Source organism: Brevibacterium aurantiacum (assembly GCF_003932995.1).
GTDB classification, from domain to species: domain Bacteria; phylum Actinomycetota; class Actinomycetes; order Actinomycetales; family Brevibacteriaceae; genus Brevibacterium; species Brevibacterium aurantiacum.
The window spans coordinates 3,218,721-3,242,537 of sequence record NZ_CP025333.1 but is presented as its reverse complement, the minus strand read 5'-3'; the positions used below and the strand labels follow the sequence as shown (position 1 = coordinate 3,242,537).

General features: G+C 59.4%; 24 protein-coding genes and 2 pseudogenes. 13 read left to right on the top strand and 13 right to left on the bottom strand.

All coding sequences use genetic code 11. The features are described 5' to 3' along the window. Positions 1-156: 156 nt before the first annotated feature. Positions 157-654, top strand: coding sequence for a MarR family winged helix-turn-helix transcriptional regulator (locus CXR25_RS14955; protein ID WP_241212346.1), 498 nt, complete (start codon positions 157-159; stop codon positions 652-654). 197 nt (positions 655-851) lie between these two features. Continuing rightward, positions 852-2,129: a dicarboxylate/amino acid:cation symporter gene (locus CXR25_RS14950; protein ID WP_125240765.1), complete on the top strand. Its 1,278-nt coding sequence runs from the start codon at positions 852-854 to the stop codon at positions 2,127-2,129. A gap of 214 nt (positions 2,130-2,343) precedes the next feature. On the opposite strand, the gene ku is transcribed toward CXR25_RS14950, so the two are convergent. Beyond that, complete coding sequence (gene ku, locus CXR25_RS14945) at positions 2,344-3,207, bottom strand: non-homologous end joining protein Ku (RefSeq protein ID WP_164513990.1); 864 nt, start codon at positions 3,205-3,207, stop codon at positions 2,344-2,346. Between the two features lie 155 nt (positions 3,208-3,362). On the opposite strand from ku, the gene CXR25_RS14940 reads away from it, so the two are divergent. Beyond that, positions 3,363-5,933, top strand: a complete 2,571-nt coding sequence (locus CXR25_RS14940; RefSeq protein ID WP_125240764.1) for an ATP-dependent DNA ligase — start codon at positions 3,363-3,365, stop codon at positions 5,931-5,933. Between the two features lie 645 nt (positions 5,934-6,578). Then, entirely contained in the window at positions 6,579-7,412 is an 834-nt protein-coding gene (locus CXR25_RS14930; protein ID WP_125240763.1) for a formate/nitrite transporter family protein, read from the top strand. Positions 7,413-7,675: 263 nt separating this feature from the next. Here CXR25_RS14930 and CXR25_RS18705 read toward each other — a convergent pair whose 3' ends face one another. From CXR25_RS18705 to CXR25_RS14900, 8 genes and pseudogenes are all read right to left on the bottom strand, one after another. Further along, positions 7,676-7,819, bottom strand: coding sequence for a GPGG-motif small membrane protein (locus CXR25_RS18705; RefSeq protein ID WP_164513989.1), 144 nt, complete (start codon positions 7,817-7,819; stop codon positions 7,676-7,678). Positions 7,820-8,025: 206 nt separating this feature from the next. Continuing rightward, complete coding sequence (locus tag CXR25_RS19405) at positions 8,026-8,118, bottom strand: Lsr2 family DNA-binding protein (RefSeq protein ID WP_125240924.1); 93 nt, start codon at positions 8,116-8,118, stop codon at positions 8,026-8,028. Positions 8,119-8,168: 50 nt separating this feature from the next. Next, the gene (locus tag CXR25_RS19060; RefSeq protein WP_241212345.1) at positions 8,169-8,405 is read right to left on the bottom strand and encodes a hypothetical protein; all 237 of its coding nucleotides are present in this window, start codon (positions 8,403-8,405) and stop codon (positions 8,169-8,171) included. Between the two features lie 23 nt (positions 8,406-8,428). After that, positions 8,429-9,202, bottom strand: a pseudogene (locus tag CXR25_RS19400) (MFS transporter); the annotation flags it as partial. 191 nt (positions 9,203-9,393) lie between these two features. Further along, positions 9,394-10,770: an alpha,alpha-trehalose-phosphate synthase (UDP-forming) gene (locus tag CXR25_RS14915; RefSeq protein ID WP_125240761.1), complete on the bottom strand. Its 1,377-nt coding sequence runs from the start codon at positions 10,768-10,770 to the stop codon at positions 9,394-9,396. A 110-nt stretch (positions 10,771-10,880) separates the two neighbouring features. Further along, on the bottom strand, positions 10,881-11,078 hold the full coding sequence (locus CXR25_RS14910) for a CsbD family protein (RefSeq protein ID WP_125240760.1): 198 nt from the start codon (positions 11,076-11,078) through the stop codon (positions 10,881-10,883). 63 nt (positions 11,079-11,141) lie between these two features. Further along, positions 11,142-11,420, bottom strand: a complete 279-nt coding sequence (locus CXR25_RS14905) for a GlsB/YeaQ/YmgE family stress response membrane protein (protein WP_125240759.1) — start codon at positions 11,418-11,420, stop codon at positions 11,142-11,144. 44 nt (positions 11,421-11,464) lie between these two features. Further along, positions 11,465-11,776: a YflT domain-containing protein gene (locus tag CXR25_RS14900; RefSeq protein ID WP_125240758.1), complete on the bottom strand. Its 312-nt coding sequence runs from the start codon at positions 11,774-11,776 to the stop codon at positions 11,465-11,467. 355 nt (positions 11,777-12,131) lie between these two features. Between CXR25_RS14900 and CXR25_RS14895 the strand changes: the two genes are divergently transcribed. The 9 genes and pseudogenes from CXR25_RS14895 to CXR25_RS14855 all read left to right on the top strand — a co-directional run bounded on the left by CXR25_RS14895 (position 12,132) and on the right by CXR25_RS14855 (position 19,666). After that, positions 12,132-12,713 carry a TetR/AcrR family transcriptional regulator gene (locus CXR25_RS14895; protein ID WP_241212343.1) on the top strand — a complete coding sequence of 194 codons (582 nt, stop codon included), beginning with the start codon at positions 12,132-12,134 and terminating at the stop codon, positions 12,711-12,713. Between the two features lie 48 nt (positions 12,714-12,761). After that, positions 12,762-13,850 carry a hypothetical protein gene (locus CXR25_RS14890; protein WP_164513987.1) on the top strand — a complete coding sequence of 363 codons (1,089 nt, stop codon included), beginning with the start codon at positions 12,762-12,764 and terminating at the stop codon, positions 13,848-13,850. 65 nt (positions 13,851-13,915) lie between these two features. Next, a complete protein-coding gene (locus CXR25_RS14885) occupies positions 13,916-14,974 on the top strand; it encodes a hypothetical protein (protein WP_125240757.1) in 1,059 nt (352 codons plus the stop codon). Further along, positions 14,919-16,382 carry a PIG-L family deacetylase gene (locus CXR25_RS14880; protein ID WP_241212420.1) on the top strand — a complete coding sequence of 488 codons (1,464 nt, stop codon included), beginning with the start codon at positions 14,919-14,921 and terminating at the stop codon, positions 16,380-16,382. The genes CXR25_RS14885 and CXR25_RS14880 overlap by 56 nt, the downstream gene beginning before the upstream one ends. Continuing rightward, positions 16,379-17,089 carry a glycosyltransferase family 2 protein gene (locus tag CXR25_RS14875; RefSeq protein ID WP_125240756.1) on the top strand — a complete coding sequence of 237 codons (711 nt, stop codon included), beginning with the start codon at positions 16,379-16,381 and terminating at the stop codon, positions 17,087-17,089. The genes CXR25_RS14880 and CXR25_RS14875 overlap by 4 nt, the downstream gene beginning before the upstream one ends. A 29-nt stretch (positions 17,090-17,118) precedes the next feature. Continuing rightward, positions 17,119-17,464: pseudogene (locus CXR25_RS14870) on the top strand (transposase); the annotation flags it as partial. A gap of 225 nt (positions 17,465-17,689) precedes the next feature. Continuing rightward, positions 17,690-18,106 carry a ChaB family protein gene (locus CXR25_RS14865; RefSeq protein WP_125240755.1) on the top strand — a complete coding sequence of 139 codons (417 nt, stop codon included), beginning with the start codon at positions 17,690-17,692 and terminating at the stop codon, positions 18,104-18,106. 28 nt (positions 18,107-18,134) lie between these two features. Next, complete coding sequence (locus CXR25_RS14860) at positions 18,135-18,323, top strand: hypothetical protein (RefSeq protein WP_125240754.1); 189 nt, start codon at positions 18,135-18,137, stop codon at positions 18,321-18,323. A 62-nt stretch (positions 18,324-18,385) separates the two neighbouring features. After that, on the top strand, positions 18,386-19,666 hold the full coding sequence (locus tag CXR25_RS14855; RefSeq protein WP_125240753.1) for an NAD(P)/FAD-dependent oxidoreductase: 1,281 nt from the start codon (positions 18,386-18,388) through the stop codon (positions 19,664-19,666). Between the two features lie 53 nt (positions 19,667-19,719). Here the strand turns inward: CXR25_RS14855 and CXR25_RS14850 are convergent, their stop codons facing one another. From CXR25_RS14850 to CXR25_RS14835, 4 genes are all read right to left on the bottom strand, one after another. Then, entirely contained in the window at positions 19,720-20,706 is a 987-nt protein-coding gene (locus CXR25_RS14850) for a malate dehydrogenase (RefSeq protein ID WP_125240752.1), read from the bottom strand. Continuing rightward, positions 20,703-21,311 (bottom strand): HdeD family acid-resistance protein, encoded by a 609-nt coding sequence (locus tag CXR25_RS14845; RefSeq protein WP_125240751.1) that lies wholly within the window; start codon positions 21,309-21,311, stop codon positions 20,703-20,705. Before CXR25_RS14845 ends, CXR25_RS14850 begins: the two co-directional genes overlap by 4 nt. Before the next feature lie 84 nt (positions 21,312-21,395). Beyond that, complete coding sequence (locus tag CXR25_RS14840; protein ID WP_125240750.1) at positions 21,396-22,496, bottom strand: baeRF3 domain-containing protein; 1,101 nt, start codon at positions 22,494-22,496, stop codon at positions 21,396-21,398. Between the two features lie 86 nt (positions 22,497-22,582). Further along, positions 22,583-23,701 (bottom strand): magnesium and cobalt transport protein CorA, encoded by a 1,119-nt coding sequence (locus CXR25_RS14835; protein WP_125240749.1) that lies wholly within the window; start codon positions 23,699-23,701, stop codon positions 22,583-22,585. Between the last annotated feature and the right edge of the window lie 116 nt (positions 23,702-23,817).

Sequence of the window (23,817 nt, the reverse complement as noted above, 5' to 3'; positions counted from 1 at the left end):
CGTTAAACCCAGCATAGCAACGCTATGCTGTTTTTTGTGGCGACCATCAAGACAGGAATCGCATCTGATTCAGATATCGAGCATGTTGTGAACGATTCGGAATTCTCTGAGCGTTCTCATCTGTCGCAGGCTGAGATCGATCAGTGTCAGAAGGTCATGGAGTCTTTGCGTCGATGGCGTGAGGCGGACCGTGCACTCTCCGAGGTCTCCCGCCGCTACGTGCGGCTCAATGAAAGTGACATGCGCACGATTAGGATGCTCATCCGCGCCCAGCAAAGGGGTCGTGTCGTCACACCGAAGGACATTGCCCGCGAGGTCGGGATCTCCAGTGCCTCCACGACGAAGCTGGTCCGACGCCTCGAAGTCAACGGCCACCTGGTCCGCGTGGCGCACCCCAGCGACCGGCGCACAATATGCCTCGAGGTGACAGCGGCGACAGCCCGCGTTGCCCGTGAGACGATCGGTCGCCAGCACTCCCGCAGGTTCGATGCCGCCGCCGCACTTGACGGTGTCGAACGAGAGACCGTCATCCGGTTTCTCACGGCCCTGGCAGAGGCCGACTCGCCGCAGGGTTATCTGGCTGAGGCAAGCGACTCAGCGAAGCAGGAGACCGTTGAGACGGAACAGGAGTCCGATACATGTGCGTTAGAGTGAGCGCCGACCAGTATCAGTGCGGGCCGCAATGCCACCATCTCCAGCTGCGAGGTGAGCACTCATCTTCGAAGGAGCATCGAATGGGCGTGACTGCAGAAGCGGCACCGACGTCCCTTTCGGTGCCGAGCGTTTCACGATTCTGCTGCGAAGCTGTGCGACACCTCGGTGCTGGAACTCCGAGTACGGAGCTTTAGAATATGTCACAGATCCTCAAGCGCATCTGGCACCGTTACCGGGATACATCACTCTTTGTGAAGATGACGATCGGCTTCGTCCTTGGGCTGATCGTTGCGCTGCTGTTCGGGCAGCAGGCGCAAGTGCTCTCACCAATTGGTGACATCCTGCTGAACCTCCTGCAGCTGGTCGTCATCCCCATCATCATGTTGACGCTGATCGACGCGGTCAACAGCACACAGTCGGGAAGGCTTGTCAGGGTCGCCTCCAAAACCTTCGTCTTCTATCTGGTGACCACCATTGCCGCCGTCGTCATCAGCTTGGCTCTCGCGCTCCTGGTGAACCCTGGGACTGGACTGCAAAGCCCCGAGAGCGGTGGCGAGACGCCCGACCCGCCGTCGTTCATCGACCAGCTCGTCGGAATATTTCCTGAGAACATCTTCCAGGCCTTGGCCGACGGCAATATTCTCGCGCTGATCTTCGTGTCAATGGTTGTTGGCCTCACGTTGGCGGGGATGCGCCGCTCCTCCGATTCGACGATCTCGGGCTTCGGAACTCTGCTGTACAAAATCGTGCTGGGCGGCAAGGAAATGACCTTCCGCATCCTCGGCGGAATACTCCAGTACGCGCCGGTCGGTGTCTTTGCTCTTGTTGCAAGCGATATCGGCAACCAAGGTTTTGATGCACTTGCCGCGCTGGGAAAACTGACCGGGGTCGTCTATGCAGGCCTGGCTGCACAGATTCTCCTGATCTACATTCCCTTGCTGCTCATCTATCGAGTTCCGATCGGCGGTTTCTTCCGCACCGCCCGTGAGCCAATGGTCACTGCCTTCACCACTCAGAGCAGTTCGGGCACTATCCCGGTATCGCTGAAGGCGACGAAGAGTGCAGGCATCCTGGACGAGGTCGCGAGTTTCGTGGTCCCACTGGGAGCGACCATCAACATGGATGGTGCAGTCATCCGCCTGGGAGCTTCGGTGGTGCTGGCGGCCAATATCGTTGGACGCGACATGTCCATGCTTGAACTTGGTGTCATTGTCCTCACCGCCACATTTGTCTCAATCGGCACAGCGGGAGTTCCCGGCGCCGGACTCATCGGATTGACGATCCTGCTGAAGCAAGCTGGGTTGCCGATGGAAACTGTGGCCTTGGTTGCCGGCGTCGACGTGATACTGGGAATGGGAGCGACGGGGCTCAATATCACCGGCGACCTCGTCGGCACCCATCTGATCGACAAGAGCGAGAAGCGGTTCAGCCGGAAGCGAGCACTCTCGAAGATCGAGGGCAGTCCGGCCTCCTAGCCTGGCCGAATCTGGTGCCGAGACGATGCTTTGCGGCTCCGGCGTGCCATCGCCGTTCAGGCAGCAGAGGCCCTCGGTCGGCTCCTCATTGCCTCTGCTGAGGTCAACCCGCTGCAGATTGATCTAGTTGCCGGAATGAACTCGGCGAAGCAGGAAGCCGGTGAGTCAAAGCCACACGGCTGAGGCATGATTCTTTCATGTTCTGGTGAGGGGGTCATCCAGTGTTCGTCTTCTTCGACGTGGCCTTCTTGCCAGTCTTCTTCGCGGCCTTCTTCTTCGACGACCGTGAGCGATCAACCGACTTCTGCAGTGCTTCCATCAGGTCTATGACATCACCGCTTGGCTCTTCCTCGTCTTCCTCGTCTTCTTCGTCTCCGAAAGCTTTCGCCACGTCGAGGGTCTCGCCCGATTCGATCTTCGCATCGATGAGCTTGGCCAACTCTTCCTGGTAGTCGTCGGTGAATTCCTCAGGGGTGAAGTCCTCCGAGTAGGACTCGACGAGCTTGGCCGACATCTCCAGTTCCTTGTCGGAGATCTTTGCACGGGAACTCACACCTTTGAAGTCCACATCCCTGATCTCGTCGGCCCAGCGCAGCGTCTGGATCATCAGGACCTTTCCGCTGACTCGCAGAACAGCCAGTCGCGTTCGAGTGCGCAGAGTCAGTTTGACGATGGCAGTGCGGTCCGTGTCCTCGAGTGTCTGGCGCAGCAGCAGGTAGGCCTTGGGAGTCTTCGACGTGGGTTCGAGAAAATATGACTTCTCCAACATGATCGGGTCGATCTGATCATTTGGAACGAACTGCAGAACGTCAAGGTCATCATTCTCGCCCGCAGGCAGAGCCTCGAAGTCCTCGTCGGTGAGAATCACCCGATGGTCGCCATCATCATAGGCTTTGACGATGTCGTCATACTCGATGACTTTCCCGCATTCCTGGCACCGGTGCTGATTGCGGATACGTCCGCCGTCCTTCTCATGTACTTGGTGCATGCTGACGTCATGGTTCTCGGTGGCCGAGTACAGCTTCACCGGCACGTTGACGAGACCAAATGCAATCGATCCGGTCCAGATAGCTCTCATCCTCCCATTGAAGCCCAGTCCCGCAACCTTGGCTACCCCCGGAACTTGGCCGGCGTAGCGGCCTGGCCGATGAAGTATGCCCGCCGAGGTTGTTCTCCCATTGCTCTCGTCCCCGACGCTGCAGTCGAGTAACGTGCACAGAACAGGAGGCGCCTATGTCACGCCATGAGCAAAAGGTCACCGTCGAGGGGCATCGGTTGACCCTGACCAACCTCGACAAGGTCTACTACCCCGAGTCGGGCACGACCAAGCGTGAGGTGCTCGACTACTTTGCTCGCATCAGCCCTCACCTGATCAGGCATTCCCGTGATCGCATCGCGACTCGCAAACGGTGGGTCGACGGTGTCGGCACTCCGCAGGACCCTGGGGACGTGTTCTTTGAGAAGGACCTGCCCGCATCCGCCCCCTCCTGGATTCTCTCCCGGTCCATCCGTCACTCGACCGGTTCGAAAAGATACCCCCTGGTGCAGGACCGGGCGACATTGACCTATCTCGCTCAGATGGCCTCACTCGAGCTGCACGTTCCGCAATGGCAGGTCGGTCCAGGATCGTTGGACCCCCGCACCATCGAATCGAGGACCCGGAAACCGGACCGGATGGTCTTCGACTTAGACCCCGGTCCAGGACGCGGACTGTCCGACTGTGTTGAGGTTGCCCAGTTGGTGCGAGAGCTGCTTAGCGGAATGGGACTCGACTCCTACCCGGTGACCAGCGGCTCCAAGGGAATTCATCTCTACGCCCCTCTCGACGGATCGGCCACCTGTCAGCAGATCTCTGACGTCGCCCACGAGTTGGCGCGCAGCCTCGAGGCCGATCACAAAAGGTTGATTGTCTCGGCGATGAAGAAGAAACTGCGGGAGAACAAGGTGCTCATCGACTGGTCGCAGAACTCGGCGGCGAAGACAACTGTCGCGCCCTATTCGCTGCGGGGAAAGTTCACGCCGACCGTGGCCGCACCACGTACGTGGCAGGAACTCGAGGCCCCTGCAGCCGTTGGACAGCTGAGATTCGAAGAAGTCCTCGACCGGATCGAGGACCTCGGGGATCTGCTCGAACCGCTGGCGAAGTCCGCCGGTAACACTCGCACCGACAATTCGCTTGGTGAAACCAGCCCCGGTGATCGCGTGAAAGCAGCAGGCACCTCGGCCTCGGCGACAGTCCCTCGTGATCGATTGGACGTCTACCGATCCAAGCGCGATGCGAAACACACCGGCGAGCCGGTCCCCGAGAGCCACGGGGTCAGCGGGAATGAGCTCTCATTCGTCATCCAAGAGCACCATGCCAGCTCCCTGCACTGGGACTTTCGACTCGAGCACGATGGTGTGCTGGTCTCCTGGGCGCTGCCGAAGGGACCGCCGACGGATCCGAAGAAGAACCATCTTGCTGTCCAGACCGAAGACCACCCACTGGAATACGCAAGCTTCGAAGGCACCATCCCGAAGGGCCAGTACGGTGCCGGTGAGGTCACGATTTGGGACTCGGGGACTTTTGAACTCGAGAAGTGGCGGGAAGGCAGAGAGATCATCGCAGTCCTCCACGGAGGTGACGACGGCGGCCTGGGCGGAGTTCGCCGGTTCGCACTGTTCAACACCGGTGACCACGGGCCGAACAAGGAGCCCGAGAAGAACTGGATGATCCACCTGACCAAAGACTCGCCCGCCCCATCCGAGGCGCCCGGCCCGGTGGGTCGTAGGCTCGCAGATGTCGAACCCACCCACTTATCACCGATGCTGGCCAGCATCGGTGATCTCCCCTCGATTCGACGTGAGGCAGGGGAGTGGGCGTTCGAGATGAAGTGGGACGGAATCCGTGCGCTCGCCACTGTCCGGGCCGCGACTGAAGCTTCTGCCGGAGAGGTGAGGCTGAGCAGTCGAAACGGCCACGATTTGACGAATATCTACCCTGAACTTGCTGAACTCGCCACGTGCGTCGACGTCGACTGCATCCTGGACGGGGAGATCGTGGCCCTGGGCCCCGGCGGCCGTCCGGACTTCGGTCGACTCCAGCGCAGGATGGGTCTGAGTCACGACCGCGACATCGACCATGAGCGGGGCCGGACTCCGGTGCACGTGATGATCTTCGATGTGCTCAGTGCCGATGGTGATTCCCTGCTGAAGACCCCTTATCTGACACGACGTGAACAACTGACGAAAATGGTCACCGAAGGTGAGTCCGTTCATGTGCCGATTGCCTTCGAGGGAAGCGTTGATGAGGCGATGGATGCCAGCCGAGAGCTCAAGCTCGAAGGAGTCATGGCGAAGCGAACCGGCAGCACCTACCTGCCGTGCCGACGAACCCATACCTGGGTCAAGCTCAAATATGTCTCGACTCGCGATGTGATCATCGTCGGCTGGCGCACCGGTCAAGGCGAGCGTTCCGAGACTTTTGCCTCCCTGTTGCTTGCCGCTCATGGCAAGGACGATCTGGTCTACCTGGGTCGCGTCGGTACCGGTTTCGATGAGACTCAGCTGCAAGCGCTGCGCAGCAAGCTCGATAGGCTGGCCAGGAAGACAGCGCCGTTGGAAGTGCCTGCCGCTGAGTCACGTGATGCGAACTGGGTGCGACCCCGCCTCGTCGGTGAGGTCCGATTCGCCGGGTTCACTGACGCGGGGCGCCTGCGTCATCCGGTGTGGCGTGGACTGCGCGACGACGTGGATCCAGACGACGTCGTCGCGGGAGCTGAAGACCCAAGACCTCGCGGCGCCAACAGAAACGATGCTAGGTAGAGTTGCTCGGTCTTCCTGCTCGATAGAACCAGCGACCGGCCCTGGTCCTTGGCCATCTCAGCAACGATTTTCGCCGGGTTGAGACTGTCGCGTTACGCCGTCATTGCCTTCGCCTGCTTCGGCACCTGAACTCGCGCGTCGGGGTGCCTGTCGAACGGTGTTTGTGGCCCTTCACACCTTCGTAACCATCGAGCACCTTGATTGCGTTGAAATCGACAACGAGAAGAAGAACCTGCCAAACGGTGCAGTAGGACAGGAGCATGGAGCTGAGGGGTAACTCGAGCGCATTGCCGCAAAGCATGATGTTTCGATAGAGAAGACCTGAAGGCTGCCTGAGCTGCAGCCGAAGCCTCCTCGCCCGACAGCGAGCGCGACTTCCGCGGGGGAGATAGGAAGCAGGAACAGGACACCGCGTTGGAACCACCGGACTGAGCATGCGCTGTACAGGTAGCTGAGTCGGGAAGCGCAGATTTCAACCGGGTACACCGTCGTGAGTGGTTGGCCTGATCGCTGGCTAGTCCGTCGTCGTTGTTCCTACCAACTGCCCGGCCAATCGCTCTGCAACCGGTCGGGATCTTCTTGCCGCACGCATTACGATGGTGCTAGATCGCGACAACCGCCGCGGCAATTCGAGAGTGAACGCCTATGAATGCCGACCAACGCCGACGACAACTGGGTGAAAGCAATGCCCCAGTCGACGATGAAATTGCCGCATCTTATGATCGAATCGTCGCCGAAGGGGCAGGCCGTTTAGCTCGCTCTTGGACGATCATCTTAATCACCGGAACCTTCGGAGGATTCGAAGTCGCCACGGGGGTCATGGCCTATCTGGCGGTGATGCACGCCACGCAGAGCCATCTGCTGGCGGGAGTGGCATTTGGTATCGGCTTAGTGGCATTGCTGTTGGCAAAAAGCGAATTGTTCACCGAAGGCTTCCTCGTACCTATTACTGCCTTCGCCGCAAAGCAGGCCATCTTCGCAAGCCTGCTGAAACTCTGGTCGGGGACATTGGTGATGAACCTCGTGGGCGGATGGGTCTTCATGTGGCTGGTAGCCCGGGCCTTCCCTGAATTCCGTCCCGAACTCGAGACAGCGGCCCACCACTTTGTCGACGCCGGATTCGGATGGCAATCGATATGCCTGGCTATTCTAGGTGGTAGCACCATCACTTTGATGACTCGCATGCAGCACGGGACCCGATCAGATATGGCCAAAATCGTGGCCGCAGTCGCCGGTGGCTTCCTACTGGCCGGGTTGCAGATGTTCCATTCCATTCTCGACTCGTTGATCATCTTTGGTGCCATCCACGCGGGTGTTGCCGTCACTTACGGCGATTGGCTGGGGTGGTTTGGCTACACGGTGCTATTCAATATTCTCGGCGGCCTGCTTCTGGTGACCGCCTTACGTCTGCTGCGCAACAAGGATCTGATTGTCGAGAGTAGGCGCGGGGCCCCTAATGACCCCGATTCCCCGCGATAGACGTTGCGGAGGTGACACCATTCGAAGTCTTTCCGACTCTTCGCGGTCGGGCTCTCGTTGAGGAGCGTAAGTTGACCGCGACACCCCAGTCTCCTCGCAGTCAGCAAGGCTAAACATCCCATGCTGATGTGACTGGATTCTGCCCGTTGCTGTAGCTGACAAAGCAGAGGAAGACTCGAAACATTCTTGAACCACGCAGAGATAACGTACTGCGGCGCCCCAACCCAGAGTGGGTGAGGGCGCCGCAATAGAGTCTGAGCAGGTCAGGTGAAGATGCTCACCCCACCTGGGCCAACTAGGCAACCGACGACGATGAGGACAACTCCCCAGAGAATCTGCTTGCGTAAGATCGCGAAGATGCCCGAAATGACGAGCAGTGCTGCAATGATCCAGAGAACTATAGCCATAGTCTTACCTATTCCTTATCATTTTCACTGTTGGTGTCACGCCCACAGAGCTGTGGCCCGGGGAGGGATCCGGTGATCCCTCAGTGCTGCGAAGCAGCCCGGGCAGAGAATCTACTCTACTCTAGACAGGATGTCATCACCCTTTTTCTTGGACCTAAAAGAGTGTCGAGTCTACCTACCAGTTGCGTATCGAGATCCTTCGATACTCAGCCGGCTTGGCAGTAGGCATCCTTGGTAGCTTGTGGGATACGTCTATGGTCAGAGACTTCGTATCCCACTTCGCGAGCCCATCGCCTAATGGCGTCGAGTGATTACCTATCCCGGCGAGGCCACTGGGACCGCGACTCTCTCAATGAGACATCGGACGTTCAGCGGTCTCGTTGAAGAAATGGATTCCGACGAGCCCAGCGATCCTCGCACCCACGAGGTAGACAGCTGGGGAGAACTCGAAGTCGGTGGACTTGACGACAAAAGTGTTGACCGCAGCCGTGGTTTCACCGACGACTGCGGTCGAAGCATTGTAGCCGATGGCGAATCCTGAGAAATGGACCTCGGTGCGATCGCCGGCAGAGTCGCCGAGACACACGATTGCATCATCACCTGCAACAAAGCGATGATCCCCAGACCCAGAAACTGCAGACCACGGGCCACTGCCTGCATGAGCATGAAGACAGGGACAGACAACACTGCGAAGCCGGTCGTCGAGGCGTAGAGGAATGGTTTGCGCCCGATCGTATCTGTCAACCAGTCCAAGGGGCTGACGACGATGATCATCGCCAGAAGCAGGGCGGCGAGCATCAATTTGCTCTCGATCTGGGAATGGCCCAACGTTTCGGCAAAGTCGGTCGGCATATAGGTCAGGGCCATGTGCTGACCGATATTGAGCAGGACGACGAAGGCCATAAGCATGACGATCTGCCTCTTGAACTCGGTGAACAGCTCACTGAATGGTTGACGATTCTTCTGCTGTTGTGTGGTCGCCTTGGAAAAGGCCTCTGGTTCATCGAGTTTCATCCGCAGCCGCAGGGCAACGCCTCCCAGTGCAAGTGTGCGGAGGAACGGCCGGCGCCACCGACTGGCATCCACTCCGTCCGTGCCCACCGTGACTAGCAAAATTGTGCAATCTAGTCGCCGAGGCGGTACCCGCCAGGGTACCCACCTCGAGGAACGAGCCTCAGTAACCCCGACGTTTGTCCTGTGCCGATGGCGGCCGACCTTGTCTCCCAGGGGGCCGAGGACGAATCCGCCCAAAGGTCGAAAAACGAAGGACAGGGCTAGGAATGCGAAGGTGAGCGCGGTCTCCCATTCGCCGGGGGAAGAACGAGTGGGCGATATAGACGGACACGTAGGATTAGACCCCGTAGTCGAACCATTCCACAGCATTGCGGAGGGCGGATTCTGAGATTGCTCGTTTGAGCGTCAGTTTATCCTCTGGGGGCAACGACTTCAGGTCGATGCCATGCGGTGTAGGGATATCGTCCTGCGGTGTTGACTCATCACGATCGCGCCTATTGTTGCTCACTTGGTCACTCTTCACCCAGATTTCCTGCAGTTCACGTCGCGCTGAGTTCTCGTCAGCAATCTGCTGGAGCTGTGGCTGCCTGCAGGTCGTCGAGAAAATCTCGTGCCCACTCGTGGACGTCATAATCCCCCACAGTGGCCGCCATCGCAGCGATACGTTCTCGGGCGTCCTCCGGCCTTATAATCGCTGCCTGATGAATGGCGTGTTTGAGACCAGTGATGTCATGGGGGTTGACCAGCACGGCCTGACGAAGCTCATCGGCCGCGCCGGCGAACTCGGACAGAACCAGAGCGCCAGCACGTCCCTGGCGTGCGGTGACGAATTCCTTGGCCACGAGATTCATCCCGTCGCGCAGGGAAGTGACGAGGAGAACGTCAGCGGCCAGGTACAAGGCGATGGTGGAATCGGCGGAATAGGACCGATGGAAATAGTGGACAACGCTGCGGTCTAAGGTGCCGAAGCGACCATTGATATGGCCGACCAATCGTTCGACTTCATCACGCAGATCCTGATACGCGTCGATCCCCTCACGCGAAGGAACCGCGATCTGGACGAAGCACGTTTCCTTGGGGTCGAGGAGCCCGTCTTCGAGGAGCTCCTCAAAAGCGTGGAGGCGATGGAGAATGCCCTTCGTGTAGTCGAGACGGTCAACTCCGAGAATGAGCGTAGCGGGATCACCCAAATCACTCCGGAACCTTCGCGCCACCTCGTTGACTGCCTCGGATTCGGTGGCCCTAAGGACCTCGTCGACATCAATCGATATCGGGTAGACGCCGATCTTGGTCTGTCTGTGTTCGCCGCTTGTACCCAACAGTCTGCGGCAGGACTGTTGGAAGTTGGTGGCATCGGACTCACGTTGGAAACCGATGACATCGGCGGACAACAATCCATTGAGGATCGAATCTCGCCATGGCAACTGTGCAAATTGTTCGACCGGAGGGAACGGAATGTGATTGAAGAATCCGATCTGCACGTCGGGGCGTTGGGCGCGGATCATGTCGGGGACGAGCTGAAGATGGTAATCATGAACCCACACCGTGGCTCCGTGGGCTGCGACGGCGATTGCGGCCTCGGCGAACCTGGAGTTGATAGCGTAGTAGGCCTTCCACCACGGGCGGTGATATTGAGGTGCGACGATGAGATCGTGGTAGAGGGGCCAGAGTGTGGCGTTGGAAAACCCCTCGTAATATTGGTGGTGCTCGTCGTGGCTGAGAGCGACGGGGAGTAGACTCATACCTTCGAATTCGAAAGGTTCGACGTCCTCATCGTGTATTCCGGCCCACCCTATCCAGGCTCCGCGGTGAGCCGAGACCACTGGTGCTAAGGCCGAGACGAGACCACCTGGGGAGGGCTCCCAACTGCCCTCGCGTCGATCAACGGGCAGACGATTGGCCATCACGATAAAGGAATGACGCCCGGGCTCTTCCATATTTGTTCCGCCTCCGTTGGCATTGGATCGTGAGCATCCCGCGATGCGGGCGAAGTAGATAGCAGGATGGGAGCAACGAAGACGTTGCTCCCATCCTCACGCGCGACTACTCAGTCGTCGGACGAATCCTTGACGGAGTCCTTGATGCCGTGGACGGTGTCTTTTACCTTGTCGCCGGCTTGTTTGCCTTCAGCTTGGACCTGATCGGCCTTGCCTTCGGCTTCTAGGCCCGTGTCTCCAGTGGCCTTACCGGCCACTGTCTTCGCTTTGCCCTTGAGCTCTTCGCCTTTGTGGGAATTTTCGTTCATTGTGCTTCCTTTCGATCTTGCAGCGCCGAATGACGCAGCTCGGACGCTGCTGCCAACTATTGGCTATGGTTTCGCGGTACGGTGACGGCCTGCCAGCAGGCCCCACGCAAAGAGGACGACGACGGATCCGCCGATGGCACACAGCCATGTCGAGGGCGAGAAGAATGATCCGACTTCTACGCCGAAGAGCAGTCCTCCCAGCCAGCCGCCAACAAGAGCACCGATGACGCCGAGGATTAATGTCGCGATCAAACCACCGCCCTGCCGACGGGGCAGGATCGCTTTGGCGATAGCACCGGCTATCAGACCGAGTACCAGATAAGCAATATAAAGCCCATGCAATTCTTCCTAGTCAGGTATCACGCTTAGCCACCGCTGGTCGCCCATTAGCTATTGATGAGGAGCAGGATTTTTCCGTGGTCGAGCTTCTCTTCGAGGTCGTTGGACTCACTGGGGGTGAAGTCGAACTCTTCGAAAATCGCTCGGAGTTCGTCGCCCTTCTTGTCGTAGCGTGTCCCCACTAATTCGCTGAGGTCGTCGGGCTCATTCGCGTTGACTTCGTCTGCCACACGATCGGTGCGGTCATCGTCATGCGAGAGGACATAGAGATTGTTTTTGGATATCCCGTTCGATGCTTGACGTGTCACCTCGGCCATGAGTTCGGTGTCATCCTGAAATTCTTTAATTTCGGGTTTCATAGTGTGCCTTTCGTGTTTACGCTGTAATCACGCTAGCAGATTATCGCTTCGGAGTCGAGCATGCAAAGTGGTATCCATTCGTTGTCGGCTTTCGACACGGGACTCTTGGTGATATTCTACATAATCATGGCATGTTTACAGGTTAAACTCTTTGGGGGAACCCTTCGCTGTTAGACGTTAGAGGGGATAGACTGTGGGCATCTGTCCAGCTCTTGGGTGCGGGGGTAGTGGTACCGTCCTTATTTCGGTTGATTCGGTTGAGGAGGAATTTTTGGCTCGGCAGCGCCTTTCCAGAGACGACACTGTGCGTGCGGCTATTGCATTCGTCGACGCACACGGTCTCGAGTCACTCACCATGCGTCGCCTCGGCGACGCCCTCGAAGTAGAGGCAATGGCACTGTACCGACACGTCTCCGGGCGAGGAGATCTTCTCGAAGCCATGGTCACGGACCTCATCGCCGGGCTCTTCCAGAACGAACTCATGACCGAGACTCCGACATCGTGGGAAGACTATCTCCAACGTGTTGCCAACGCCACGCGCGACTTGGCCAGCGACCACCCGGAAATCTTCCCTCTAATTGCCACTCAACCCTCGGAAGCACCGTGGCTACGACCTCCACTGCGCAGCTTGCGGTGGGTCGAAGACTTCCTTTCCACACTGCAAGGATTCGGTTTCTCCGACATAGCCGCGGTCAGCGCTTACAAGGCCTTCACAAGCTTCCTCATCGGCGATTTGCTCCTGCACGTCCATTCCAATTCCTTCGACGCCATTATTGGAAGACAGGACGGCGATACCTCGGGCGAAAAATCAGCTCTGTCTGGCTATCCCACTGTTGACAGACTCAGTGCGCTTCTGAGCCAAGATCATCGACAGCGCGAGTTCGACGATGCCCTCGATGAGATCATCGAGCGAATCCGCACCACTTTAACCAACTAGCTAGACAACGTGCCGGCGCCACCCACGAGACCAGAAAGACCGCTGCCTATGCTTGACACGACTTCGAAGGCGCTAAAGATCCTGCTCGTCGCCGATCCTGGACTGCCCAGCCGACGAGCTGCCTCCATCCACAAACGCCTCGAGAAGCTTCTTCAAGAGGCGTATGGGGTCACCACCACACTCCACACGGTGACCGACACTATTCGTCTGACCCCCGAGCGCGAATTGGCTCTCGACGCTGTGGACGATCTTCGCTCCGATTATCCCGACGTCAACGTCGTCCTCATCCTGACGGAGATTCCCCGGCACACCCAGGGGGATCCTCTGGTGGCAGAAGTTCATTCCGATCGCAATCTTGCAGTAGTCTCGTGCCCCACACTAGGTGCCTGGGCGACAAAACGCCGGATCATCAAGGTAATGATGAGTTCTGTCAACAAACTCATCCCCTGGGACCCCGACGAGTACACCCGACGATTCCTGCTCCGGTGGAGCAATTGGTCGAACAACGAAAACTCTGACCATCAGTCTCTCCATGCCCACACCGTCACAGGTGGCCCGCGACTGATTTTGGGAATGACGATGGCTAACGAGCCATGGCGCACGGCACCGAAGCTCTCTGGTGCGCTCGCGGCAGCCTCAGCCACAGGAGCGTTCGGCATCTTTTACAGCTCGATTTGGCAGATGTCCACCTATCTGTCAACACTTCGGTTACTGTCGATCGGCGCTGTCGCCATCATCGTCATGGTCTCCTGGTTACTCGTCAGCCACAAACTCTGGGACTCACCACGCAAAGAGAGACTTGCGACAGTTGTCATGTACTACAACCTCTCCACGGTGTTGACACTGCTCGTCAGTGTCGTCGCTCTCTACGCCATCCTGGTCGTCCTTATTCTCTTCGGCAGCCTCGTTGTGATCGATCCAGAATTCATGGGCCACCAGATTCAGCAAAAGGCCGCATTTACCAACTATCTCGACATCGCGTGGCTCAGCGCAGCAATGGGAGTCGTCGCCGGTGGAATTGGCGCCAGCTTTGACTCTGACGTCGACGTCCAGCGGCTGACCCACGGTCAGAGAATGAGGCAACGAGTCTACACTGACAACTCTGAAAAGTCCGAGGATGTCGACAAGACGAGCTAGCTGATGAGCACCTTTGCCCGCGACACTCGCAGTGGCTCAGACAGATACCCTCAGAAGGATGCACAATGATTGCACAATTCGACAGACCTCTAGCAGGCATCATCACATCGCCCCGAGAACCTTGGTATGCCGAAGCTGCCTTCCATGACGATCTCGCCAAGCTCGTCACGAGCAACGCGCCCACTGCTCAGAAGATCACCGGACTTGCCCGGTTTCTCCATCTGTCAGGACAATCAACGCAGACCGACCAATGGGAGGCGCTGGTCGAGATTGCGGCCATCGACGTCGCAGTGGCTCGCATGCTCGAACCGCACGTCGATGCGCTCGGCATTCTCGCTGAAGCTGGTCACGAATCACCCGATGCACACTCGACTTGGGGTGTGTACGCGGCCGATGTTCCCGAATTCGCGGTCGCTGCCAACGATGAAGGCGGCCAGACTCTTCTCACGGGGGAGAAAGCATGGTGCTCGCTGGCCGCTGAGCTGACTCACGCAATCGTCATCGTCGAGGGCATCGACGGCAGTCGCGCATGTGCGGTGGATCTGACAAATTCGCGCGTGCAGGCACAGACAGTCTCATGGCCCAGTCTAGGACTCAAGGAGATTCCGAGCGGATCTGTGATGTTCGATCATGCGCCCGCCACAACCGTTGGTCCTCCGAACTGGTACCTCGACCGGCCGTCGTTCGCTTGGGGCGGTATCCGGGTCGCAGCATGTTGGTTCGGGGGAGCCGTGGGGATGGCAAGAAATGCCGCCCACCGCCATCTCAGAAGGCCGACCCCGTCTCCGATGGGTGAGCTTCAGCTCGGTCAGCTCGATGCTGAGATCTCCGCGGTCCGTGCAGTTATGGCTCAGGCCGCCGCAGCGGCGGACGGAGACGACGAATTCTCGCGCGCTGAAGCCTGGACATTGGCGCTGCGAGTTCGCAACATCGTATATCGTAGCGTCCAACGAGTTCAGCATCTGAGTAGGGAACTCGCCGGGCCCGCAGCTTTGACGGGCGACGCAGGCTTTGCCAAGGCCGATGCCGACCTCACCGTGTACCTGAGTCAACATCACGGGCTTCGTGATGAAGCAGCTCTGGGTGGGGACCTCTACAAGCGATCCCACGGCGATGAGCTTTAGCCATCGAGATCAGAGCACTGCCGAAGATGCGTGGATGCAGGCTGGTGCTCTGGACCTGCCGATCATTCCAGACGATGTCATCGCCAAGCATCGGCCCCTCATTGTTCTGGCCGCGCACCCTGACGACGAAGCTCTCGGTGCAGCGTCACTGCTAGCCCGTGCAGGCGAGTGGAATTGCCAGGTGACTATCTTGCTTTTCACCGCGGGTGAGAACTCCCATCCGTACTCTCGCACACATTCTCCACTGCAACTGGGACAAAGTCGACTGCGGGAGTTCGAACTCGCGCTCGCCACATTGGGTGGTGAGCTGTCGAGTCGATTCCTCGCATTGCCTGACGGGGCTCTGCCCGAGTTCAGAGATCAGATCGTGGACGAAATCATGAGAGAGGTTGCCCGGTCTGCCGGACCTGTCACTCTCGTTGCGCCCTACAGTCAGGATGGGCATGGTGATCACGAGGCTGTGGGGTCGGCCGCCCTGGAAGCCGGGCGAAGAAGTCGCACAGTGGTGCTGGAATATCCGATCTGGTTCTGGCACTGGGCCGCTTCCACCGATCCTCGATGGCGCTCTTGGAGATTTCTCCCCGATCCGGTGTGCTTTGACAGACAGGCGTTATTCGCCTGCTATCAATCACAGATAGCTTCGTTATCCGATCGCCCTGGAGACGAGGCAGTTCTTGGCACATCGCACCTGAAGCATTTTGACCGTGGCGGAGACACTTTCGCGATTTCAGATTTTCGCCCAAGAACAGCAACGAAGGCAGATGAGTCTGCGTTCGAAGAACGCCGACATTTGTACGACGCGCACACAGCTTCTGCAGTGTTCGATGGAGTACATGAGGCCCGCGCGGACCCTTGGTCCGTGTGGAACTCCGAATACGAGCTTGCCAAGCGTGAGAATCTGCTCGGCCACCTTCCATCTCACTCGTTCGATCATATCCTTGAGATCGGATGTTCGATCGGCGCATTGAGCCACGATCTCGCCGAGTGTAGCGCCAAAGTGACAGCCATTGATGCCAGTCGTGAAGCCTTGAAGAAGGCAGAGCGCCTGCGGCTGAGAGCCTCTGAGAAGATCGACTTTGCTTATGCCACTGTCCCCTTCGACTGGCCTGAAGGGCGCTTTGACTGTGTTGTACTGTCTGAGACCGGCTTCTACCTCACTCGTTCACAACTCCTACGCACAATGGAGAGGATCGATGAGACCACTTCTTCGCGATTCGTGCTCGTCCTCTGCCATTGGAAGGGGGAGATCAGCGACTGGCCTCTTGACGCCGATGAAGTCCACGACACTTGTCTCCGCTTCTGGCCTCGAAAGGAGCTTGAGTTTCATACCGACGCGGGCAGCTACCGGTTGGATATCGTGACTGTGGAGAAGAACATCGATCCGGACTCTGCGAGAGGTCTCGGGTGATCACGCATCTGGGTGTCATTATTCCAGCCCATAACGAAGAAGACGAGATCCTGGGATGTCTCGACTCAGTGTTGCAGTCGTTTGCTCATGTCCCCGAGGCGTCGGTACCCGGCGGCTTCCAGATTGTTGTCGTCGTCGATGCCTGTACTGACGCCACCTTGGGCCTCGTCCTGGAGTTCGCCAGGCATTGTCGACTGGCTAAGGTGCTGACCACGAGTTCAAATAGTGTCGGCAGCGCGCGAGATGTCGGGTGCAGCTATTTTATGCGTTCCGTTGGTGGAGTCAGCGGTGCTGACTTCGACACTGCCTGGGTCGCGTTCACAGACGCCGACAGTCGGGTGCCCCTGCATTGGATCTCCTCGCATCTTGAGGTTGCGGCTGAAGGAGTGGACTGTTTGGTAGGAACCGTTGCACCACGGCCCGAATCAGGATCCGCGGAACTGATCGCCAAATGGCATGCCAATCATGAACTAGGCGAGAACCATTCGTATGTGTTTGGGGCGAACCTTGGACTGCGCGGGTCCTGCCTCGCTGCCATAGGAGGGGTACCTCGGTTGACGTGCGGTGAGGACGCCGCAATTGTCGCTGCAGTTCGCACCGTCGGGGGACAGCTAAGACGCACCGATTCATGCAGGGTTTTGACCTCAGCGCGTCTGACCGGGCGCACCCAGGGAGGCTTCAGCGGTTACCTGCAACAACTGGCATGAAAATTTCACTTTGCTGGCGGCGGTTTCAAGCTGTTGTGGTCATTTCCCAGCGGCCGGCCGAGGCCGCTGACAGGGCTGTGCCTGGACATTGGGAGGGTGATCTCGAACCGTTCGGCCATCGGTACGCCCGTCGAGTGCAAGTCGCGCTCGACGCTGCTGGTGCACCTACCTAGGCTCGACGGGTACGGACAGCAACCACAGATCAAGAACGGGCCGGCACTAGCCGGGTATGGGGCCCAAGCGATGGCGACAGCGTTGACGAAGTCGATGACGTGCCTGCCGCAGCAGTTGCGGAAGACGATCACGTGGGACCGGGGCAAGGAGCTATCAGACCATGCTCGTTTTGCGGTCGATACCGGCACGAAAGTGTTCTTCGTCGGTGGGACCCGAGTCGCCGGGCTCACTGACGCGGGGTGCCTACGCCATCCGGTGTGGCGTGGCTTGGGGGATGATACCGACCCCGGTGATGTGAGGGTGTGAGCTAGGTGCAACAGCCTATGCGGGGACCGAGTGAGACCGGTGCTGCTCCTGACATGGTGTGGTGATCTGCGTTACCGTCAAGATAACCGTGACTTCGACACTCGAGGAGAAGTGGTCAACATGCCGAAACTCAGCAGTTCGGGCAAGCCGAAGAAGTCGGAGCTCCCCGCGACTTTGAAACGGTCCAATGGGAAGGCGCAGCGAACCTTCGCCAAGGCCTATGACTCCGCGATGAGCGAATACGACGACGAAGAGCGCGCCCACCGGGTGGCCTATGACGCGCTGAAACACACCTTTGAGAAAGTCGGCGACCGGTGGGAGCCGAAGTCCTCCCCGGGGCCTTCCGATGCGCAGTCAGAGGGAGGGAAGAGCACCGCTCGCAGGACCGCGGGTGGCGTGGACGCCAACGCGACGAAGGACCACCTGTACAAGCAGGCGGCTCGGTTGCAGATTCCCGGACGTTCGTCGATGAACAAGAACGAACTCGTCGATGCCCTGGAGCGAGAAAGCAACCGGGTGACGAAGAAGAACGCCTGAGCACGAGTCAGATTCTGATTCCCGACCTGTGAAGAACGGTGACCCGAGCAGGGAGATTCCCGCGAGCTCTGTCAAGAAGTCTTTGAAGATGTCGCAGGATAGGGTCAGGGTGAAAGGGAGTCTTCTGCACACGATCGAACTCGACTGTGACAGCGACAACGGGCCCGAAACGAGGGTCACCGTCAACGTAGAATCCAAGAAGATGGCCGTCGACTGACGACCACACCCTCGCCGAGGGGCGATCCCAGGGATCCCTCGACGACTGAAGATCGGAGAGTCATGGACACCGATGTCGTGGTGATCGGGGCCGGGCTGGCCGGCCTGCAGTGTGCCCGGCGCCTGCAGCGCAGCGGACTGACGGTGCAGGTGTTGGAGAAGAACGATGCAGTCGGCGGGCGCGTGCGCACCGATCGCATCGACGGGTTCCTCTGCGATCGAGGCTTCCAGGTGCTCAATCCCTCCTATCCAGCGGTACGCAAGTTCATCGACGTGGCTGCTCTGGGACTGCAGAGGTTCGGTGCCGGCGTCGTGGTTCGGAACTCTGAGGGTCTGATGAGCCTGACCCAGCCTCTGCGACGTCCCAGTGCCAATGTCACTGCCGTGCGCAACGGACTGTTAGATCTTCGTGATCTGCGCGCGCTTGCGCGGTGGTTGGGCCCGACCCTCCTGCGGGCAACATCGGCCTCACGAGCGACACGGGATACGACGCTGGCAGCATCTCTCGATGAGGCGGGCGCCACTGGTCGACTGCGACGCGAGGTGATTGACACGTTCCTGGCCGGAGTCCTCGCCGACAGCTCGGGACAGAGTTCAGCGAACTACGCCCGGCTCTTAGTCCGATCGTTCGCCCTGGCGATTCCCGGTCTGCCGCAGGCAGGAATGGGCGCACTTCCCACGCAGATGGCTGCGAGCCTCGAGCAGCCCCCACAACTTGAGACTCCCGCGCAGAACCTGCGAGAGACCACCTCCGGCGTGGAAATCGACACCGATCACGGTCGACTGCTCGCACGGACTGCTGTCGTCGCCGTCGGACCCGAAAGTCTCAACGACTTCACCGAGGAGCCGAACCCCGCCACCCACGGACTGACGACGTGGTGGTTCAGCGCCCCGGAACCGCCGCTGCGTGAGCCCTACCTGGTCGTGGATGCCTCGAAACCCGGCGGCGGTCCGGCAGGACCGGTGTGGAACACAGCAGTGATCTCGAACATTGCGCCATCGTATGCCCCCGCTGGTGGACACCTCATCGAAGCGACAACACTGTTGGATCGACCCGACGGACGAGCAGACGAGACCGCAGTGCGTCGTCACCTGGAGCAGATCTATGGAACCTCGACGAGTCGTTGGCAGGTGCTTGCCCACCACGTCATCGCCCACACCCTGCCCGCAACTCCACCGCCACTGGTCGACCGGTCTCCACAGCGGATCTCGGATCGTGTCTTCGTGTGCGGGGACCATCGTGACACCGGATCGATTCAGGGTGCGCTGGTGTCTGGGGATCGAGCCGCCCACGCGATCGTCGGGGTCCTCGGAAGTGCTGATCCACAGCCCGAGGACGCCTGAGGAGAAGGCCGATGCCGGTGCGGTCTCACCACTGTGAGGCCGCGGGCACGATCTCAGATCAGGCCGAGGCTGGTCACGGCCTCTCGCTCCTCGGCAAGCTCGGCGGTGGTGGCATCGATCATCCGGCGGCTGAAATCGTTGATCTCCAAGCCCTGAACGATCTCCCAACTTCCTCGTGTAGTTGTCACGGGGTAGGAGCAGACAAGCCCCTCGGGCACCCCGTAGGAGCCATCGGAGACGACGGCCATCGAGGCCCAATCGCCCTCGGGTGTGCCGTGCAGCCAGTCACGGGCGGCATCGACCGTTGCCGACGCGGCTGAGGCAGCTGAAGAGGAGCCTCGTGCTTCGATGATTGCGCCACCGCGCTGAGAAACTGTTGGGATCAGATCGTTCTCGATCCAGGCCTGGTCGTCGATGACCTCGGCGGCGTTCCTCCCGCCGATTTCGGCGTGATAGATGTCAGGATACTGCGTGGCCGAGTGGTTGCCCCAGATCGTCATCCTGGAGATGTCGCTGACCGAAACTTCGGCCTTCTTAGCAAGTTGCGCCAAGGCGCGGTTGTGGTCCAAGCGGGTCAGAGCGCTGAAGCGTTCGGCAGGGATGTCGGGGGCATTGCTCATGGCGATGAGCGCATTGGTGTTGGCCGGATTCCCGGTGACGCCGATGCGGACGTCGTCGGCGGCGACTTTGCCCAGCGCCTTGCCCTGGGCGGTGAAGATCGCTCCATTTGCTTCGAGGAGATCGCTGCGCTCCATTCCCTGAGACCTGGGCCGAGCCCCGATGAGGAGGGCGAGGTTGGCGCCGTCGAAGATGTGCTCGGCCTCATCGCCTATCTCGACCGAGTCGAGGGTGGGAAACGCACAGTCCTCAAGTTCCATGACGACCCCCTCGAGGGCGTCCAACGCAGGTGTGATTTCGAGAAGTCGCAGTTGGACCGGGGTTTCGGGGCCGAAGAGGGCACCGCTGGCGATGCGGAAGAGGAGACTGTAGCCGATCTGGCCGGCCGCGCCGGTCACTGCGACCTTGATGGGGGTGCTCATAGTTTGTGTTCCTTACCGTGGGTGATGGTCTTCTTCGTCTGCGAACGTGCCAGGAACGCCATGGTGATGAGGAGGATTCCGAGCATGATGGTGTAGACGGCAACGATCCACACCAGGGCGGCAAGAGCCGCTCCGGGATTGGTGAACAGAACAATGACCACGATGATTGCGAAGACGATGTCGAGGACGCCGAGCAGCTTCGACCAGCCTTGGAACGACTTGGAGGCAAGAGTGAGGATACCGCGGACGAGCATCCCGCCGGCCAGCATCCATAGAATGAATCCTCCGGTGATGACAGCAAACGACAGGGGTATGACGGCGATGACGAGTCCTGCGACGATGTAGGCGATGCCCGCGGCCAGCTCCCACCCCCATGCTTGATTCGCCTTACGCGCGTTCATCGCGTTGATGATCGTCAGCACACCATCGACAAGCAGCCATGCACCGACATAGATGCCTAATGCGATCGCCACGGCGGCAGGTGCTGCGAGGATGAGGATGCCGAAGAGGATGGCGAGGACACCGCGGAGAATGACGACCCAGAACACACCCTTGCCGAGGTTCGTCAGGAGAGATCGTGTGGCATCGGCGGGATTGGCAGACATTGGAACTCCTCACTTCGATGGGCATCCTCGAGGTACTCGTGCTCAATGAGCACAGGTTGTTCTCCGACGGGTCGTGTCAGTGAATCAGTACCTGAACGTTGCGATCACTTCGGCGCCCCCACCACCGAGTGTGCGCAGAGTGCCGGAGATTCGGATGGTGGCGAGAGCGGCGAGGTTGACCTGTCGGCGGGCATCTGAGGCAAGCAGCTGCTCTCCGTCGCGCGGCAGATAGAGTGTGTCGACGCGGCCCTGTTCGGCTGCGTGGGCGATCTCGCCGACGTCGACAGCACCCTTGCCGTTGTGGACCAGAGACAGCGCCCGCTCGCGTTCCGCGGACTCACGCGCGGCCTCGCTGTCGTGGAGGAGCTTCCAAGCGGCCGAGCGCAGATCATCCGGCTGTGAATGTTCAGGGCTTCCGGGGATGACCCGGTCGTGGATCACCGGGTAGGCGCTGGCCTTGCGGAAGATCGGCAGGTACTCCGCCACCGAGGCGAGCACCAGTGGTTGCGATCGAGCCGTGCCCAGCTCATCCCCGACAGCCTTGCCCACGGCGCGAATGAACTTCTCAGTCAGCATGGTCTCGGTCTCACCGGTTCCGCCTTGGCCATAGTAGGCTGCCTCGCCACCGCCTGTGGCTCGAAACTGCAGTGATTGCTCGGGAAGGTCGCCGATGACCTCGTCGAAGGATCCGGGGATGGTCCCGAGCGGAAGCTCTTCGATGGAGTTGCGGGCCGCCTCGAACAGGCGCAGTGAGTTCTTGGCCAAGGCGAGGATGTAGCACCTGCCGCTGGTCTCCAGGACTGGGGCAAGTGGCAGAACGTCGAACTGCTCGTCGACAGTGACCGATTCGATGACGTCGATCGGGACCCTCACGGCCCGATGGTAGCCGGGTTCGACGAAGACGACGAGTCCTCGACTCTGGAGTCGCCAGTAAGAGGAATCCGCTATCAGTTCGGCGATCGGGGCGAATGCTGATTCGGCAGCTGAGCTGCTCATCCCGAGTTCTTCGAATCGTGCCGTCGCATGCTTGACCTGATTCTTCAGGATCTTCGCGGATCTGTCGGCCTGTGTCCCGGTCACATCGGTGGGGACGTAAAGGCTGGCCTTCGGTCCGCTCGTATCTCCGCGTTCGAGTACGTCGGTGAAATCGAGGGAATCTACTGTTCCTTGGGGATTGGCAGTCATGAGCAGGACCTCCTAGGGCGGCTCTCGTGGCGTCCGTATCCGATTCTGATCCTACATGATCTGGATCACAGTTGGCCTGCGTACCCTCACATCCACTTCTTCACCTTGAACACGGTGTAGAGGACCACACCGAGTCCCGCCATCAGCCCGAGGGCCATCGGATAGCCGAGGGCCCAGTGCAGTTCGGGCATGTCATCGAAGTTCATGCCGTAGATCGCTCCGATGAGGGTGGGTGCGAAGAGGATTGCGGCCCAGCCGGAGATCTTCTTCATGTCCTCGTTCTGGCGTTGGGCGACCAAAGTGGAGTTGACGTTGAGGATCTGTGACAGGGCTTCGCGCAGCTCGGCGGCCTCGGCGAGAACCCGGGTCAGGTGGTCGGTGACATCGTCGAGATAGGCCTGCAGCTCGGTCGGAATAGAATACTTCGCGGCGCCATTGCCCAGTCTCTGGGTGAGTCGGTTGAGATGAGTGGTCGTGTGGAGAACATCGATGACCTCCTGACTGAGCAGGTAGATCCGCTCTGCGGCCGCAGTATCTCCGCTGAAGACCTGTCGTTCGATGCCGTCCTTGTCATCTTGCAGACCGTCCAGGACGGGGAAATAGGTGTCGACCGCAGTGTCGAGGAGCCGGTAGATGAGCGCCTCGGGGCCCAAAGAGAGCAATTCCCGGTCAGAGGTCCCGAGTCGCTCCTCATCGCTGAAGTAGGCATCCATGTCCTCAGCGCGTTGGGGAATCGGCGTCCCGTCGATGAACCGATCGTCCTGGCAGATGATGACGAGAACGTCGTTCTTCATCAGAAGATGGAATTCCTTGAATTCGACCTCTTCTGCAGAGTCGATGTAGACCGCCGATTTCAAAACGACGAACAGCACATCGTCGTAGCGGTCGATCTTGGGGCGTTGCTGCGCGTGGAACAGATCCTCGACGAGAACAGGGTGCAGCTCCCACGCCGAGGCGATCTCAGCCAGAAGCTCGGGCGTGGACTGTGGGATGACGACCTGGGTGAACGATCCCGAGCTGGGGGCATCATTCATCGGTTGGCGAGCCAGAGCCGCGGCGAATGTTGAAGAGACAGAGAGGTCACGCGGCTCACTGTCGACGATCTGGCGACTGAGCAGAATCGGCCGCGCGAGTTCTGGCAGGGCCCCGGTGCTGCGCTTGCGTTTGGGGATCGGCTCGGATTTGTGCCTGCGTACTCGTGCCATCGTGATTCTTTCGTTCGACTAGGACTCAAACCTAGCCGAGGTGCGGGTATGAGTCGATTGTACGGAGCATGTGGAGTCGCTCCTTGAACGAAAAGGTGCCACATCAAGCTGTGCTA

What these genes read in the sequence shown, in the direction of transcription:
- CXR25_RS14955 (WP_241212346.1), top strand. Translation starts at nt 157, where the DNA reads ATGGAGTCTTTGCGTCGATGGCGTGAGGCGGACCGTGCACTCTCCGAG.
- CXR25_RS14950 (WP_125240765.1), top strand. Translation starts at nt 852, where the DNA reads ATGTCACAGATCCTCAAGCGCATCTGGCACCGTTACCGGGATACATCA.
- ku (WP_164513990.1), bottom strand. Translation starts at nt 3,207, where the DNA reads ATGAGAGCTATCTGGACCGGATCGATTGCATTTGGTCTCGTCAACGTG.
- CXR25_RS14940 (WP_125240764.1), top strand. Translation starts at nt 3,363, where the DNA reads ATGTCACGCCATGAGCAAAAGGTCACCGTCGAGGGGCATCGGTTGACC.
- CXR25_RS14930 (WP_125240763.1), top strand. Translation starts at nt 6,579, where the DNA reads ATGAATGCCGACCAACGCCGACGACAACTGGGTGAAAGCAATGCCCCA.
- CXR25_RS18705 (WP_164513989.1), bottom strand. Translation starts at nt 7,819, where the DNA reads ATGGCTATAGTTCTCTGGATCATTGCAGCACTGCTCGTCATTTCGGGC.
- CXR25_RS14915 (WP_125240761.1), bottom strand. Translation starts at nt 10,770, where the DNA reads ATGGAAGAGCCCGGGCGTCATTCCTTTATCGTGATGGCCAATCGTCTG.
- CXR25_RS14910 (WP_125240760.1), bottom strand. Translation starts at nt 11,078, where the DNA reads ATGAACGAAAATTCCCACAAAGGCGAAGAGCTCAAGGGCAAAGCGAAG.
- CXR25_RS14900 (WP_125240758.1), bottom strand. Translation starts at nt 11,776, where the DNA reads ATGAAACCCGAAATTAAAGAATTTCAGGATGACACCGAACTCATGGCC.
- CXR25_RS14895 (WP_241212343.1), top strand. Translation starts at nt 12,132, where the DNA reads ATGCGTCGCCTCGGCGACGCCCTCGAAGTAGAGGCAATGGCACTGTAC.
- CXR25_RS14890 (WP_164513987.1), top strand. Translation starts at nt 12,762, where the DNA reads ATGCTTGACACGACTTCGAAGGCGCTAAAGATCCTGCTCGTCGCCGAT.
- CXR25_RS14885 (WP_125240757.1), top strand. Translation starts at nt 13,916, where the DNA reads ATGATTGCACAATTCGACAGACCTCTAGCAGGCATCATCACATCGCCC.
- CXR25_RS14880 (WP_241212420.1), top strand. Translation starts at nt 14,919, where the DNA reads ATGAAGCAGCTCTGGGTGGGGACCTCTACAAGCGATCCCACGGCGATG.
- CXR25_RS14865 (WP_125240755.1), top strand. Translation starts at nt 17,690, where the DNA reads ATGCCGAAACTCAGCAGTTCGGGCAAGCCGAAGAAGTCGGAGCTCCCC.
- CXR25_RS14855 (WP_125240753.1), top strand. Translation starts at nt 18,386, where the DNA reads ATGGACACCGATGTCGTGGTGATCGGGGCCGGGCTGGCCGGCCTGCAG.
- CXR25_RS14850 (WP_125240752.1), bottom strand. Translation starts at nt 20,706, where the DNA reads ATGAGCACCCCCATCAAGGTCGCAGTGACCGGCGCGGCCGGCCAGATC.
- CXR25_RS14845 (WP_125240751.1), bottom strand. Translation starts at nt 21,311, where the DNA reads ATGTCTGCCAATCCCGCCGATGCCACACGATCTCTCCTGACGAACCTC.
- CXR25_RS14840 (WP_125240750.1), bottom strand. Translation starts at nt 22,496, where the DNA reads ATGACTGCCAATCCCCAAGGAACAGTAGATTCCCTCGATTTCACCGAC.
- CXR25_RS14835 (WP_125240749.1), bottom strand. Translation starts at nt 23,701, where the DNA reads ATGGCACGAGTACGCAGGCACAAATCCGAGCCGATCCCCAAACGCAAG.